Raw genomic sequence first — 15,259 nt, 5'->3', positions numbered from 1 at the left:
CGTACTGTACGGTCAGCGAAAATTTGAAGCGAGCCGCTCCGTTTACGGGGCGAATTATACGCCTCCAATTTATAAACGAGAATTAAAGCGGCGGATTATTTGAACTGAGGGGCCAATTCGGTGAGGATTTTCGGGGCGAGGGCTTCGCTCCCGTTGTATTTTTGGAGTTTCACGCCGACGTTGCTCATGCTTTTGGCGGTGTTTTTGCACGCCATTTTGACAACGAGATAGTCGCAGTCTTCGATCGCTTCGGCCATCGTGTCGTGGGCGCGGATGTGTTCGACGTCGTCATCGTCGTGATCGCATGTGTGGGGTGCGTCGTGGTCGTGGTGGTGATCCTCTTCCCCCGCGACTTTCGGGTTGGCTCTGAGCCCTTCGAGGGTAAAGCTTTTGAACATCCCCCCGCTGAGATTGAAGACCGCAAAGTAGGGGGTATGTCCCGCATTGCCGGCCATTTTGAGTGTTTCATCCACTACGGGAACGGCTATTTTCATGATTTTCTCCTGCGTCGTTTCGGTTATTATGCCACACTCTCGTTGAACCCTTACTGTCACATCAAGGATTGTCGGTTTCTGTTTAAATTCAACATTTTCTAAGAAAAATGGGTTCATAATCACTGTAGCGTTACAAGGGTAATGCACATTTCATTCATACAAAAGGAGTAAACCATGAAACGTTCTGGTTTTACTATGATCGAGTTGATCTTCGTGATCGTTATTCTGGGTATTTTGGCGGCGGTTGCGATTCCCCGTCTGGCGGCAACGCGTGACGATGCGACACAATCGGCATTGCTTGCGAACGCAAGAACATGTATCAGTGACGTTGCATCGGTAGCGCAGGCAACCGGGACAGTACCGACTGATCTTACAACGATCGAATCGTGCGCAGCTGCGAACGATCTGGCGGCTGGTACTGCAACAATTGCCGGGAATACATTGACGATTACCGGTACCATTGATGCCAGCGTAAACGGTGCTCACGTCGTCGGCGGACAGCAAGTTACTCGCTGATAGATCTAAGTACTACTGTTTTTTCGGCTTTTCGAGCCGGAAAAACATCCCTCTTTTAACCTCTTATAAAGTATAATCGGGATGTATGATATCGAACAGATTGATATGCCGATTTTACTTTAAATCAGCCCCACAGCAGGTGTTAGCATGAAAAAAAGAAATGCGTTTACGATGATCGAACTGGTATTTGTGATCGTTGTGCTGGGGATTCTCGCGGCGATTGCCATCCCCAGATTGGGTGCGACCCGCGATGATGCCCATGTCTCGAAAGGGCGCAGCGACGTCGCCGCGATACGCGCCGGGATCATCAGCGAACGGCAGGGGCGCTTACTGACGGGGGATACGACGTTTATCGCATCGCTCGACGGCGCGGCCGAAAACACCGAAGGGGTGACGTTGTTTAACAACAACGGCATCTTAACCTATGGGATCGTATCGGCGAACAGACCGGGTCATTGGATGAAAACGGGGGCGAATACCTACACCTACCAGGCAGCGGGGGGGACGGCGACGTTCACCTATACCCGCGCCAACGGGACGTTCTCGTGCGATCGTGCCTCGGCCCTGTGCCAAAGTCTGACCGACTGAATTTTCACCATTTCCTGATAAAGCAAAGATAACCGTGCATTTTTACCGCATCGCCCTGCTGGGCTCCCCGCTTGAACCGCTCACTTATTCGCACGATGCGCCGCTTGAAAAAGGGGACGTCGTCGGTGCAACCCTTTCGGGTCGGGCGATGGAGGGGACGGTGGTCGAGGCGGTCGATCGGCCCGCGTTTGAAACGCTGGGCATAACCGCCGTTGCGTCCGGATGTTATGCGGAACATCAGATGCGCACGGCGGCTTTTATGGCGGAGTATTACGGCTGTTCGCTGGGTGAAGCGCTCAACCTGTTTGTCCCCTATGCCTCCCGAAACATCACAGAGAATCTAAGCGGTGAGGAGCCGCATTGCGCGGTGACGATCACCCTTTCGCCCAAGCAGGAGGAAGCGCTCGCGTTTATCCGGAAGCATAGCGTATCGCTGCTGTTCGGGGATACGGGTGCGGGCAAAAGCGAGATCTACATGAAGCGGATGGACGAAGTGCTGGCGCTGGGGAAACGGTGTCTGCTGCTTTTGCCCGAAATCTCCCTCACCCCCCAGATGGAAAAGCGTTTTCGGAACCATTTTGGCGAAAGTGTGGTTTTGTGGCATTCGAAAATGACCCCCAAACAGAAAAAAGAGGCGCTGGCAAAAATCGACAACGGCTCTGCCCGGATCGTCGCGGGGCCCAGATCGGCCCTTTTTCTCCCGATTCCGGACCTCGGGCTGATCGTCGTGGACGAAGAGCACGACGAGAGCTACAAATCCTCTTCGCGCCCCCGTTACAATGCCCGCGATATGGCCGTTTACATCGCTAAAGAGCTCTCGATCCCGGTCGTGCTGGGAAGTGCCACCCCGAGTTTGTCAAGTTATGCGAAATTTCCGGCATTCCGTCTGCGGGGGGGATATTTCGGCTCGCAGCGGCGGTTCGTGTTCGAACCTTCCATCGAGGCCCTGAGCCCGGCAATCGATGCGGCGGTACGGGAAAACTACCGCGCGGGGCACCAGGGGATCGTTTTTATCCCGACGCGCGCCAATTTCAAATACCTTGTCTGCGGCACGTGCGGCTATAGGGTCGAGTGCCCGTTCTGCACCGTCGGAATGAGCCTGCACAAAAACGCCCGCGCCCTCAAATGCCATTACTGCGGATACACCGAGGTGATCCCATCGGTATGCCCCAAATGTCAAAGCGGCAGCCTCGAAACCTCGCGCCTTGGGACCGCCGAGGCGGTCGAACATTTCGAAGCGCTGGAAGAGGGTCTGCGCGTCGCGCAGTTTGACCGGGACAAAATTACGACCCAGAACAAACTGGTCAAGACCCTCAAAGCGTTCAACAACCGCGAAATCGACCTGCTGGTGGGAACCCAGATGCTCTCGAAGGGGCACGATTACCACGATATCGCCCTCGCCGTGGTGATGGGGATCGACAACCTCCTGGCCCAGGCGGATTACCGAGCACGGGAGAGGGCCCTCTCGCTGCTGATACAGATCGCCGGACGCAGCGGCCGCAAAGGGGAAGCGACGGTTTACGTCCAGAGTCTCAACGAACATTTTTTCCGCCGTTACCTCGACGATTACGAAGTGTTTTTGCAAGAGGAGCTGAGAATGCGCGAAGGGCGCTATCCGCCGACGAAAAAACTGGCCCGGTTGCTCTACGCCGACAAAAACGCTCTTAAAGCGAAAACGCAGATGGAGAAGGCGCTTGGAGTCCTCGAGGGGATTAAAACGGTCGAGGTAATCGGGCATGGTGCCTCCGCAATCGAGAAGATCGGCAATAAATACCGTTTTCAGATTTTGCTGCGCAGCGACAAAAGCACCGAACTCATCCGTGCGCTCAGATACGTCAAATCGCCTCTGTGCGAGATCGATATGGACCCCGTCGAGTTCACGTAATTCATGGTATAATCGCCCCATGATTACACGCTATCCTACCAAACAGATTTTTGTCGGAAACGTCGCGATCGGCGGGGATGCGCCGATATCGGTGCAGTCGATGACCTATTCGCGCACCGCGGACGTCGCCGCGACGGTGGAGCAGATCAATCGTCTGCATTTCGCCGGATGCGATATCGTCCGCGTCGCCGTCCCCGACGAAGAGGACGCCCTGGCGCTCAAAGCGATTAAAGAGCAGATATCGCTACCCCTCGTCGCTGATATCCATTTCAATTATAAACTTGCCCTCATCGCCGCCGAAAGCGTCGACTGCATCCGGATCAATCCCGGAAACATCGGGGAGAAAAACCGGGTCCGGGAAGTGGTCAAAGCGTGCCGGGAACGGAATATCCCGATCCGGATCGGGGTCAATGCGGGGAGTCTGGAAAAAGAGTTCGAGCAGCGCTACGGGGCGACGCCGGAGGGGATGGTCGCTTCGGCCGAATACAACATCAAATTTCTCGAAGATCTCGGTTTTACCGACATCAAAGTCTCTCTCAAAGCCAGCGACGTCCAGCGCACCGTCGAAGCCTACCGGCTGCTTCGGCCCAAAAACAACTACCCTTTCCATCTGGGAGTGACCGAAGCGGGGACCGCCTTTCACGCGACGATCAAAAGCGCGATTGGGCTGGGGACGCTGTTGCTGGAGGGGATCGGCGATACGATGCGCGTCTCCATCACGGGGGAACTCGAAGAGGAGATTCGCGTAGGCCGCGCGATTCTCAAAGACAGTGGCGTCGCCAAAGAGGGCCCCAACATCATCTCCTGCCCCACCTGCGGCCGAATCGAAGCCGATCTGGTGAGTGCGGTCAGCGTGATCGAAGAGCGGGTTAAGCATATCAAAAAGCCGCTCGACCTCTCGGTGATGGGATGCGTCGTCAACGCGATCGGCGAAGCCAAGCACGCCGACGTGGCGATTGCTTACGGCAAAGGCTCGGGGCTTGTGATGGTCAAGGGGGAGGTGGTCGCCCGCCTCGAAGAGGACAAGCTGGTCGAGCGTTTTGTGGAAGAAGTTGAGAAAATGGCGAAAGAGGAAGAGTAATATGGAAGAATCCCTGTACAACCTGGCGTTCGAGCGCTCGATCCTCAGTTCGATCATTTTCGACCCTTCGCAGTTTGATGAATTCGAAGCGGTGCTGAGCCCCGAAGATTTTTATCTCGCGGCACACCAGGAGATTTACCGCTCCATGCTCTCCCTCTCCCATCGCGATCTTCCCATCGATGAAGAGTTTATCAAGAAGGAGCTGAACGCGAAGGGGCAGTTTGACGAGCGGGTGATGGTCGAGATCCTTACCGCCAACCCGATCGCCAACACCAAAGCCTACGTCCAGGAGATCAAGGACAAGGCGATCAAGCGCCACCTCCTGACGCTGACTACCGAAATCAAGCGCGTGACCCTCGAAGAGGAGCTCGGTGGAACCGACGTCGTCGATCTCGTCGAGAAAAAGCTCTACGAAATCACCCAAAGCTCGCAGGCGACCGATTTCAAGGACGCTCCGACGGTGACGGATGAGACGATGCGTTACATCGAGGAGATGAAAGCGCGCGGTGACGCTGTACTTGTCGGCGTCGATACGGGGTATGCGGAACTGAACAAAATGACAACGGGATTTGGAAAAGGGGATCTGGTCATCATCGCGGCGCGTCCGGCGATGGGGAAATGTCTAGGGAAAGGGACTAAAGTCGTTATGTTTGACGGAACGCTTAAGAACGTCGAAGAAGTCAAGACGGGCGATTTATTAATGGGAGATGATTCAAAACCAAGAAAAGTTCTTTCGCTGGCACGCGGACGCGAAATGATGTATTGGATTCGACAGAATAAAGGAATTGATTATCGTGTCAACGAATCGCATATTCTGTCCTTAAAGCGAAGTCGCAAAGAAGGGCCTCATGAACATGGTGACGTTCTTGATATTTCACTCAGGGATTATATTTCACGTTCTGATAAATTCAAAAACAATTACAAAGGGTATAAGGTAGGGATTGAATTTGATGAACAGTCTTGTGCGGTAGATCCCTATTTTCTGGGTATATGGCTTGGAGATGGGACTAAAAGCAATGTAGCTATTGCAACTAAAGATAGAGAAATCGTCGAGTATCTTGAAGGATATGCACAAAATTTAGGCTTGAAAGTAACGGAAGTAGCTTCTGAAGGAAAATGCCCAACCTATTCGATTACTTCTGGGCATAGAGGGGGTGATCAATCTCAAAAGTTTTCTCTTCAGGCGGTTCTACGTGAGATGAATCTGCTTGACAATAAGTATATTCCTCATGAGTATATTCGCAACAGTCGTCACAATCGTCTTGAGCTTCTTGCTGGATTGATTGACAGTGACGGATATTATGACGATCGGTACCATGTTTTTGAAATAGTTCAGAAAGACGAGGCATTGGCTCGCCAAATAAAGTATCTTATCGATACGCTTGGTTTTCGAGCGTCACTGGTTCCAAAAAAAGCAGCAATAAAATCTATTGGATATGAAACAACAGTATACAGGATACGTATTGCTGGAGATTTAGACCAAATACCCGTCAAAATTGAACGTAAAAAAGCAAGGAAGAGAAAAACTACAAGAGACGTGAAGCATACGGGTATCAAGGTCGAAGCAGATCGAATTGATGATTATTATGGGTTCGTAATTGATGGTAATCACCGCTTTTTACTCGAAGATATGACCGTAACGCACAACACCTCGTTTGCGCTGAACATGGTTCAAAACCTCCTCGACAAAGGGAGCGGAGTCGCGTTTTTCTCCCTAGAGATGCCCGCCGAACAGCTGATGCTCCGTCTCTTAAGTGTCCAGACGTCGATCCAGCTGCAGCGGTTGAGGGTCGGGGACATGAACGCCGAGGAGTGGAAACGGCTCAACGATGCGGTGGAGAAGATGCGCCATTCCAAGCTTTTTGTCGATGACCACGGATCGGTCAACATCCATCAGCTCCGTTCCAAACTTCGCAAGCTCAAAAGCCGTCATCCCGAGATTGAACTGGCCGTCATCGACTACCTCCAGATCATGAACGGCACCGGGGGGAAAGACCGCCATCTCGAGGTGAGTGAGATTTCGCGGGGGCTCAAAATGCTGGCGCGGGAACTGGGGATCCCCATCGTCGCCCTTTCACAGCTCAACCGGAGCCTCGAATCGCGCGCGGACAAACGTCCGATGCTCAGCGATATCCGCGAATCGGGATCGATCGAGCAGGATGCCGATATCATTCTTTTCGTCTACCGTAACGACGTCTACCTCTACAAAGAGGAAAAAGAGCGGGAAAAAGAGGCGATTGCCGCCGGAAAAGAGTTTATCTCCAAGTACGTCGAAAAAGAGGAAGAGGAAGCCGAAATCATCATCGGCAAGCAGCGTAACGGGCCGACGGGGCATGTGAAGCTGATGTTCCAGAAGAAGTTTACCCGGTTCGTCGACCGCCCGACGTTCGGCGCCGCACAGATTGTGTATGAAAACATCGATATGAAGAGCGCGACGATGAACGTCGAGGGAGACGAAATCGTCTCGATGCCGGTGATTTAGCGATGAGGGTGCTGGAGCGGGTCGAACTGTTCGATCGCTCCGGTGCTTTCGTTTTTGCCGCATTAGCCTTTCTCATCGCTTTTGTCTCTCTTGCATGGGAATACTACGGCTACCGCGAACTGACCCGTTTCGACGATCCCCTGGTGCGTGCCGCGGTGATCGATCAGGAAGTCCGCCTGATCGGGGATATGCCCAAAACATCGATCAAGTTCCGCCTGGAGGGAGGAGCGGCCGTACGAAGCGCGATGAGCCCTTATCTGCGGGATTTGCGGGGGCGGGAAGTGCTGCTGGAACTGAAGGTGAAACACCTCTCGTTTCTTGATTATCTGCGGGGATTCCGGGCTCAAGCCGTGATCGAAGAGGTCTATCCGCCGCTAAGCCTCAAAGAAAAAGGGTACCGCGCCATTGCGTCCATGCACGACGATATATGGATGAAAGAGCTCTACGGGGCGCTTTTCGTGGCAACCCCCTTTTCGCAGGAACTTCAGGAGCTCGTCGGCGCGATGGGACTGAGCCACATCCTCTCGATCAGCGGCTACCATTACGGCATCATTACCCTCATCATTTATTTCCTCCTACGCCGACCTTATGGATGGGTTCAAAGCCGTTATTTTCCCTACCGTCACGGCCATCGGGATCTTTTTGGGGTAGTGGCAGCCGTTTTGTTCGCTTATTTGTGGGCGCTGGAGTTCAATCCTGCAATGGTACGCGCGTTCGGGATGCTCGTTGTGGGGTACTGGCTGTATGACCGCGGCATACGGATCGTTTCCTTCCAGACCCTGCTCATCGCGGTGATTTTGCTGCTGGCGTTTTGGCCGAGGCTCTTTTTCGCCCTCGGCTTCTGGTTTTCGGCGTTCGGCGTACTGTCGATTTTCGTCTTTCTGCGTCATTATGAACACTGGAAGCCGTGGCAGATTTTTTTGGCGTTACACGTATGGTGCTATCTGGTGCTCCTCCCCGTTTCCCTTGCGGTATTCGGGAAGTTCGGTTGGGCTCATATCGCCTCGATTCCGCTGGCACTGCTCTTCAACCTTTACTATCCACTTGTAGCGGCGCTTCATCTCACCCCCTGGGCATCGTGGTTCGACCCCTATCTGATCGCACTGTTCGAATGGGGGGATGTGCGAACGGTGTACGTTCCGATGTGGGCGGGGATAGCAAGCGTCGTTCTTGCCCTCGCGGCGATGGTCCGCAAAGAGGCGTTTTGGGCGTTAGGGGTGACGGGCGGCGCGGTGTTTGGCGGCGCGGTTTATCAGATAACATAGTTTCATCCCGTAGATGACGATAATCCACGAGACGTAGATCCACAGGAAGAAAAAGATCAGCGAAGAAAACGAACCGTACATTGTCGCGTAGGTGTGGTTCATAAAAACGTACTGTACAAAACTGTTCTTGGCGACTCCCCACACCAGCGCGACGACGAACGAGCTGAACGCCGCGGCTTTGGTGGAGACTTCGGCGTTGATCGCGATTTTGTAGATGATAAAAAAGATCCCCCACAGCAGCAGGAAAGGGAAAACCGACAACACGGTGGCGATCCATTCACCGCCGAAGGAGGTCTGGATATACGAACGCAGGCTCATCGAGGTGATGAGGACGATGGGGGTGAGAGTGATCAGGGTCCAGTAGGTGGTGAGTGCATCCCAGAATCGGCGGGGAGGGGCTTTGAAAATCTTTTCGGCGATGTTTTCGAAGTTTTGGAAAAAGAGCATCGACGAGACGACCATCGTCGTAAATCCGATAATCCCCAGCTGAACCGAATTTTGGAAAAATGATTCAAGGTACCCGGCGATCGCCGCGGTATGGACCGGCATGATGTTTTCGAAAATGAAAATCTGGATTTTGGCGTACTGTTCTTCGAAAACGGGAACGTTGGCGATAAGGCTCAGCGAAATGATCAGCAGCGGGACGACCGTGAAAATCGTGTAGAAACTGAGACTGGACGCATAGACCGTGATGTCACGGTCGAAAAGCATCAGGAAAAAAAGCCGCGTCCGCCGCCATGCCGTTCGGTAATCCATCCGTTATTCAAGTCCCATCTTGGCGGGGTTAAGGATGTTGTTGGGATCGAAGGCACGTTTGATCGACTGGAACAGCGCCATCTCTTCGGAGGTGAAGGCCATGTGCATATAGGGGGCTTTGGCCAGTCCGATACCGTGTTCGCCGCTCAGCGTCCCTCCCAGGTCGACTGTTGCCTGGAACACCTCTTCAATCGCTTTGTACCCGATCTTGACCTGTTCAGGGTCCTTGCCGTCGACCATGACGTTCGTATGGACGTTGCCGTCCCCCGTATGTCCGAAGCAGGGGATTTTAATACCGTATTTGTCGGCGATGGCGTAGAATTTTTCGAGCAGCTCGGGGAGTGCGGAGCGGGGAACCGTGACGTCCTCGTTGAGCTTTTTGCTTCCGTAAACCGAAAGCGACTGGCTCGCGTTGCGACGGGCAAACCACAAATCCGAAGCTTCCTGCTGGTTTTGGGCGATTCGAAAATCGCTGCATCCGTTTTCGCGGAAAACCCGTTCGATGACTCCCAGCTGGAAATCAAGGTCCTCTTCGAGATTGCCGTCGACGTCGGTGACGAGAATCGCCCCGGCTTCGACCGGGAGCCCTTTGGAATAGACCTGTTCGACCGCGCGGATGGTGAGATTGTCCAGAAACTCCATCGCCACCGGGGTAACCCCGCTGGCCATCGTTTTGTACACCGCTTCCATCGCGTCTTTGACGGTCGGGAAGATCCCCATCGCGGTTTTGGTCATTTTTGGTTTGGAGAGGAGTTTAAGGGTCACTTCGGTAGTGACGGCCAGTGTCCCTTCCGAAGCGATAAGGATCCCGGCAATATTGTATCCCGCGACGTCCTTGATGGTTCGTTTCCCCGCTTTGATGACATCGCCGTTGGGAAGGACGGCACGGATCGCCATGACGTAGTCTTTCGTGATGCCGTATTTGGCGGCGCGCATGCCGCCTGCGTTTTCATTGACGTTTCCCCCGATCGTGGAGTACTCCTGGCTGGCGGGATCGGGCGGATAAAACAGCCCCACCTCCTCGACGGCACGCTGAAGTTCTTTGTTGATGACCCCCGGCTGAACGACGGCAACCATGTTTTGCATGTCGATTTCGAGGATTTTGTTCATGTGTTTTTCGAACGCCAGTACGATACCGCCGTGGGCCGGAAGCGCTCCACCGGTGAAACCGCTCCCCGCACCGCGCGGGACGATTACGATACGGTGTTTGTTACAGTATTTGAGAATGTCGCTGACGTCTTGTTCATGGCGGGGGAAAAGAACGGCGTCGGGTTCAAACCGTTCGCGGGTCGCGTCGTAACTGTACGCGATCAGGTGGGCCTTGTCACTGTAGACGTTTTCTTTTCCCAGAAGATGGGTAAAAAATTCGATTGCGCTGGGTGAGAGCATCGTTATTCCTTCAGGTCGAAATGGCGCAATAGTGCACTTTTATCGCTAAATTTCGCTTTGAACAACTCATATAGCTCACGGTTCTTGGAATTGTTTAAAACGATCGCTTCGAGATAATGGGGTTCGTAACTCTCCATGCGCGAGCTTCCCTCGCCGAACCATGCCGCCCGGATCGTCGGAACGCGGGTGTAAAACGGCACCACGCTCTTCTCCGATACCGACCGTGAAGGAGCGCTCTGGAGATAGGTAAAGCTTTTGCAGTCGAGGGTGAAAAGGGTTTCGGCACTTTGGATGTAGAGCAGACCGATCGAGTTGGACGTGCAGTAACGGTGGAAATCCTCGGTCGTGGGAGTAGGATGCCCTTCGCGGGAGAGATAGGCGGTAAAAATGTCGGGATGAACCCATTCGACGCCGCTCATGCTTTTGGTGATCGCATCGTAGGTGTCGTCGTTGGGCGCGATGAGCATTGCCCGAGAATAGTCGTATCCCAAAACCGCGGCATCGTCCGCTTTTGGCTGCCAGTTTCCGCCGGGGAGCGAGTCTTGGTGGATGCCGTCGTATTCGCTGAGGCGCAAGAGCGCACGGCCGTTTGAGGGGTTGGTCTCTTCAACGAGGGCATTGGCGATGATCGTGCTGTGCGACGCGTCGAGATGGCGGACGATAAACCCGCTCATCCCGGGCCGAAGCTCTTTGCCCATGACGGCAGCACGGTCGTTTTGGACGTCAAGCAGCGGGGTGGAGATGGGTGAAGCGCCAAGGGCGCCGAATGTGACCAGGGAAATAAACCAGATGCGCATCATGGTAACCTTTTCGTAGAGTAAATATGGGCGATTATAGCTTAACACGTCTTTGTAAATGGAATTTTTGCTATTATTTATTTCTTTTTTCTCCGCGCGTCGGTGCGGGGAGCGTAGATTGCCGAAGGATGAGAATGGGTCGTTTTTTCGCATTGTTGTTATTGCCCATGCTCCTTTTCGGTGCCGTAGTCAAGCCGTTCAAATGGAAAGACGGAGAGAGTTTTTTGAGTTTTCTGGAACGTAAAAAACTCCCTCTCTCGGTCTACTACAACATGGACAAGGAAGACCAGAAACTCACCGAGGACATCCCGTACAACGCCAACTGCCAGTTGCTCGTCGATCGCAAAAACATCATACGCCAGATTCTGATCCCCGTCAATGACGAACTGCAGCTGCAGATTTATTACGTTCCCAAAAAAGGGTACAAGATGAAGGTGATCCCGATTATCAGCGAAGAGTTCAAAGAGACCCTCTATCTTCCGCTGCAAACGATCCCCTACGACGACATCCTCAAAACGACCGGATCGAAAAATCTCGCGTCGGTGTTCGTCAAAATGTTCAAAGGGCGGGTCGACTTTCGCAAAGGGATCAAAAAAGGGGACCCCATCGTCATGGTCTATACCCAGAAATACCGTCTGGGTAAACCCTTTTCGATGCCCGAAGTGCATGGCGCGATGATCGAAGTGGGAGGAAAACGCTACGCCGTCTACCGCCATACCGACGGACGCTATTACGATGAAAAAGGGGCGCAGTACGAGAAATTCATCTTCAAACTTCCGATGCGCAATCCCCGGATCACCTCCCGTTTTACCAAAAGCCGTTTCCACCCGGTATTGAAGCGTTACCGCGCCCATCTCGGGGTCGATTTCGGCGCCCGTCCGGGTACGCCCATCCTCTCTACCGGAGACGGACGGGTCAGCTTTGCGGGCTATTCGCGCGGATACGGGAAAACGATCAAGATCCGCCATTCCAACGGTCTTACCAGCCTCTACGCCCACCAAAAGTCGTTCAAGTCCGGGATAAAATCGGGTTCCAAGGTCAAGCAGGGGCAGATTATCGGTTATGTCGGTTCTACCGGCCTCTCTTCAGGCCCCCACCTCCATTTCGGGATGTACCGGGGCAGTACCCCTATCGACCCGCTCACCGTCATGAAGAAAAAAACGGAAGGGTTCAGCGGAAAAGAGGCCAAAGCCTTCAAGGCGATCCGCAACAAAATGGACCGGGAGTTCAAAGCCGCATTGACCAAAAAACCGGTGCGCAAACCCTATTTCGATTTTCACGAAACTTATTACGTAGACACCGAGACGCTCAAACCCAAACCGTTCTAAGCGAGGTTTTCCGATGATACAGGAGATTACGGTACTGCCGTGCGAAAAATCCGATTACGTCAGGCCAAAGCGTCTTTCGTACCGCCAGGACGGGATTCTGAAAACCTGGGATATGGTCGAGGTCCACGACAGCGTTGCGATTCTTTTGTTCCATGCGGAGCATGATTCGCTGATCGTCGTACGCCAGTTTCGTCCCCCCGTTTATCTCAAAAACGGTGAGGGTTACACCTACGAGCTCTGCGCCGGGATTGTGGACAAAGACAAACCGCTCAGGAAAATTGCCCACGAAGAGGTTCTCGAAGAGTGCGGTTATGATGTCCCGCTCGAACGGATCGAGAGGGTAACGTCGTTTTATACCGCAGTCGGTTTTGCCGGTTCGGTGCAGACCCTTTACTATGCGGTTGTGGACGATTCGATGAAGGTAAGCGACGGTGGCGGCATCGATGTCGAAGCGATCGAAGTGGTCGAGATTCCGCGGTGCGAAGCGAAACATTTTGCGATGGACGAGACGAAGGCGAAGACACCGGGGCTGATGTTCGGCTTTTCGTGGTTTCTGGAAAAATTTGAGGTATTGAAAAAACACTAATGCCCCGAAGGGCAAGGATTAGAATCTGTACGCGAGGGTTGCGTAGAAATTGCGTCCCGGTTCGTTCAGGATGAGGGGTTGCGCCCCTTCTGAAATGGTGGTAAGGCCGATGTAGCTGTTGCTCACTGCGTAGGTACGGTCGAAAAAGTTGTTGATTCCCGCACTCAGGGAGAAACCGTTGTCAAAGTCGGTACCGTATTTGAGGTTCAGAATACCGTAACCCCCGATTGCCTGTTCACCGTTGTTTTCGTCGTACGTCTGGTGTCTGGCGGCAATCCATTCGGCCTCGGCGTAGTGGCGTTCATCGTTGAATACGAGCGCCACGCGCCCTTTGAGCGGCGGAATATCGGCAAGGTCTTTGTCGGTTTGCGGCAGCGTGGCCAGTGAATCGAGCTGATTGGTGTCTTTTTTGCTTCCGCGCTGGTAGGCGACGCCCGATTCGATGCGCCACTCTTTGTTGAGCGCGTAGTCGGCGCTGACGTCACCCCCGACGATGCGTGCGTCGATGTTGGCGAACGACGTGGTCGAACCGGCCACTTTGTAGGCATAGATATAGTCTTTTATATCGCTGTAGAACAGGGTCCCTTTGACGTGAAGGTTACCGAACGTGTGTTCTACCCCCGCATCGATTTCGCGGTTGATTGTTTCGTTGAGGTTTGTGTTCCCCATATCCTTGAAATAGAGCTCGCGTGCATCGGGAACACGGACCGATTGACCTGCCCCGACGAAAAGATTGCCGTTCGCGCTGTAGTGGTAGCGTCCCAGAAGATTGGCGCTGACGTTGTCGTAATCACGGTCTTTGGCCGCAGCCATCAACGCCTGGTCGGCATCCACGCTCGTATCGTCGTAGCGCAGCCCGGCGCTCACGTCGAGCGCACCGAACGTCCGGACCGCTTTGGCGTAGATACCGAGGTTATCGGTATCGGCATCGGGGATCTGAACCTGTGCGTAAGGATTAACCCGGGTCCCTTTGGTCCCGTTCCAGTTCCGCGTCGAGAGATCGATTCCGACGGTGACGTCGGCTTCGGCGACCGAAGCCGTATTTTCGGCACGTACCCCTTTGATCGTCGCGTCGACCAAGGAGACCATCGTTGCCGAAGGGCTCGTCGCCCCGGCTCTGAAATCGGTTCCCATATCGTGTTTGACTTTGGAATGGTACGCTTCGATGCTCAGTTCGTCCGAATAGCGCCCCAGACCGAAGAACTGGTATTTGGCTTTGAACATGTCGGTGTCGTCCATGAGCGCATCCATCGGATAGCGCGCATAGAGGACGTTGTCCGCGCGGTCGCCGAAATAGCTGAGGGTGAGTTTCTGGCTGTCGCCGATGTTTCCGACGATTTTGGTCCAGAAATTCTCGCGCTCGTAGGCATCGTCGTTTTTGTGCGCGGCCGAGTAACGCTGTCCTGCGGTTATGGCGCTGTCGGCCTGCTCCGCCATCGTTTTGCCGTCGCCGTCTTTGTACTGGCCGCTTGTTTCGCGGCTGTATCCGACCAGGGCCTGTACCGCATCGTTCCCCGCTTCAAGGGTGGCGCCGACTTTGCGGTAATCATAGCTTCCAAGTGTTGCGGAAACTTCTCCGTGCACCCCTTTGGAAGGGTCTTTGGTGACGACGTTGATCGCTCCGCCGAGGCTGCCGAACTGGGTGACGTCGAACGGTCCTTCTTTCACTTCGACCGATGCGATTTGACTGCTAGAGACGTGCATGGCCGGAGGGTCCATCCGGTTGGGACAGGCGCCGCATACTTTGGCGTCATCGATCGTGACATTGAGGTTATCGCGTTTGAAACCGCGCAGGACGATATCGTTCCCGATGGCGCTGGTACGGACGTGGGTAATCTCGGGCAACACTCCCGAAAGCATTTCCCCCAGATCGCTCTGGCGCGAAAACTTGACGATTTCATCGGCGCTGATGTTTTGCGTATCGCCCTTGGGCGCGGTAGCCTCGACGGTGATTTTCTGGATCGTGACGGGTTCGGTCGCCAGCGCAGCAACGGCCGCTACCGAAAGGAAGGTCAATTTTTTCATACTCTGAATCCTTAAGTTGATAGGAAGACAGTGTAGGAAAGAAGTGTTACATTAGTGTTAAATCGCT

The 15,259-nt window shown here is 53.8% G+C and carries 13 protein-coding genes; 8 read left to right on the top strand and 5 right to left on the bottom strand.

Going from position 1 to position 15,259, the window contains the following annotated elements; all coding sequences use genetic code 11:
- Positions 1–95 precede the first annotated feature (95 nt).
- Complete coding sequence (locus E0765_RS04400) at positions 96–494, bottom strand: hypothetical protein (RefSeq protein ID WP_132812013.1); 399 nt, start codon at positions 492–494, stop codon at positions 96–98.
- 174 nt (positions 495–668) lie between these two features.
- Here E0765_RS04400 and E0765_RS04395 point away from each other — a divergent pair, with 174 nt between their 5' ends.
- The 6 genes from E0765_RS04395 (at position 669) to E0765_RS04370 (ending at position 8,311) form a co-directional block, all read left to right on the top strand.
- Positions 669–1,010 carry a type II secretion system protein gene (locus E0765_RS04395; protein WP_132812012.1) on the top strand — a complete coding sequence of 114 codons (342 nt, stop codon included), beginning with the start codon at positions 669–671 and terminating at the stop codon, positions 1,008–1,010.
- 147 nt (positions 1,011–1,157) lie between these two features.
- On the top strand, positions 1,158–1,598 hold the full coding sequence (locus E0765_RS04390) for a type II secretion system protein (protein WP_132812011.1): 441 nt from the start codon (positions 1,158–1,160) through the stop codon (positions 1,596–1,598).
- A gap of 34 nt (positions 1,599–1,632) precedes the next feature.
- Entirely contained in the window at positions 1,633–3,483 is a 1,851-nt protein-coding gene (locus E0765_RS04385; RefSeq protein ID WP_132812010.1) for a primosomal protein N', read from the top strand.
- A gap of 19 nt (positions 3,484–3,502) precedes the next feature.
- The gene (gene ispG / locus E0765_RS04380; protein ID WP_132812009.1) at positions 3,503–4,564 is read left to right on the top strand and encodes a flavodoxin-dependent (E)-4-hydroxy-3-methylbut-2-enyl-diphosphate synthase; all 1,062 of its coding nucleotides are present in this window, start codon (positions 3,503–3,505) and stop codon (positions 4,562–4,564) included.
- 1 nt (position 4,565) lies between these two features.
- Positions 4,566–7,046 (top strand): replicative DNA helicase, encoded by a 2,481-nt coding sequence (gene dnaB, locus E0765_RS04375; protein WP_132812008.1) that lies wholly within the window; start codon positions 4,566–4,568, stop codon positions 7,044–7,046.
- A 2-nt stretch (positions 7,047–7,048) separates the two neighbouring features.
- Positions 7,049–8,311 (top strand): ComEC/Rec2 family competence protein, encoded by a 1,263-nt coding sequence (locus E0765_RS04370; protein WP_132812007.1) that lies wholly within the window; start codon positions 7,049–7,051, stop codon positions 8,309–8,311.
- On the opposite strand, the gene E0765_RS04365 is transcribed toward E0765_RS04370, so the two are convergent.
- The 3 genes from E0765_RS04365 to E0765_RS04355 are packed head-to-tail and all read right to left on the bottom strand — an operon-like array spanning position 8,258 to position 11,253.
- A complete protein-coding gene (locus E0765_RS04365; protein WP_132812006.1) occupies positions 8,258–9,067 on the bottom strand; it encodes a YihY family inner membrane protein in 810 nt (269 codons plus the stop codon). The genes E0765_RS04370 and E0765_RS04365 overlap by 54 nt on opposite strands.
- A 3-nt stretch (positions 9,068–9,070) precedes the next feature.
- Positions 9,071–10,456, bottom strand: coding sequence for an FAD-linked oxidase C-terminal domain-containing protein (locus E0765_RS04360; RefSeq protein ID WP_132812005.1), 1,386 nt, complete (start codon positions 10,454–10,456; stop codon positions 9,071–9,073).
- 2 nt (positions 10,457–10,458) lie between these two features.
- Positions 10,459–11,253, bottom strand: coding sequence for a plasminogen-binding N-terminal domain-containing protein (locus E0765_RS04355; protein ID WP_165921662.1), 795 nt, complete (start codon positions 11,251–11,253; stop codon positions 10,459–10,461).
- 134 nt (positions 11,254–11,387) lie between these two features.
- On the opposite strand from E0765_RS04355, the gene E0765_RS04350 reads away from it, so the two are divergent.
- Positions 11,388–12,581, top strand: coding sequence for a peptidoglycan DD-metalloendopeptidase family protein (locus tag E0765_RS04350; RefSeq protein WP_165921661.1), 1,194 nt, complete (start codon positions 11,388–11,390; stop codon positions 12,579–12,581).
- Positions 12,582–12,594: 13 nt separating this feature from the next.
- A complete protein-coding gene (locus E0765_RS04345) occupies positions 12,595–13,167 on the top strand; it encodes an NUDIX domain-containing protein (RefSeq protein ID WP_132812002.1) in 573 nt (190 codons plus the stop codon).
- Positions 13,168–13,185: 18 nt separating this feature from the next.
- Here E0765_RS04345 and E0765_RS04340 read toward each other — a convergent pair whose 3' ends face one another.
- Entirely contained in the window at positions 13,186–15,192 is a 2,007-nt protein-coding gene (locus E0765_RS04340) for a TonB-dependent receptor (RefSeq protein WP_132812001.1), read from the bottom strand.
- Positions 15,193–15,259: the final 67 nt, after the last annotated feature.

It is taken from the genome of Sulfuricurvum sp. IAE1, from assembly GCF_004347735.1.
Classification (GTDB): Bacteria; Campylobacterota; Campylobacteria; order Campylobacterales; family Sulfurimonadaceae; genus Sulfuricurvum.
This window is presented reverse-complemented; position numbering and strand designations above follow the sequence as displayed.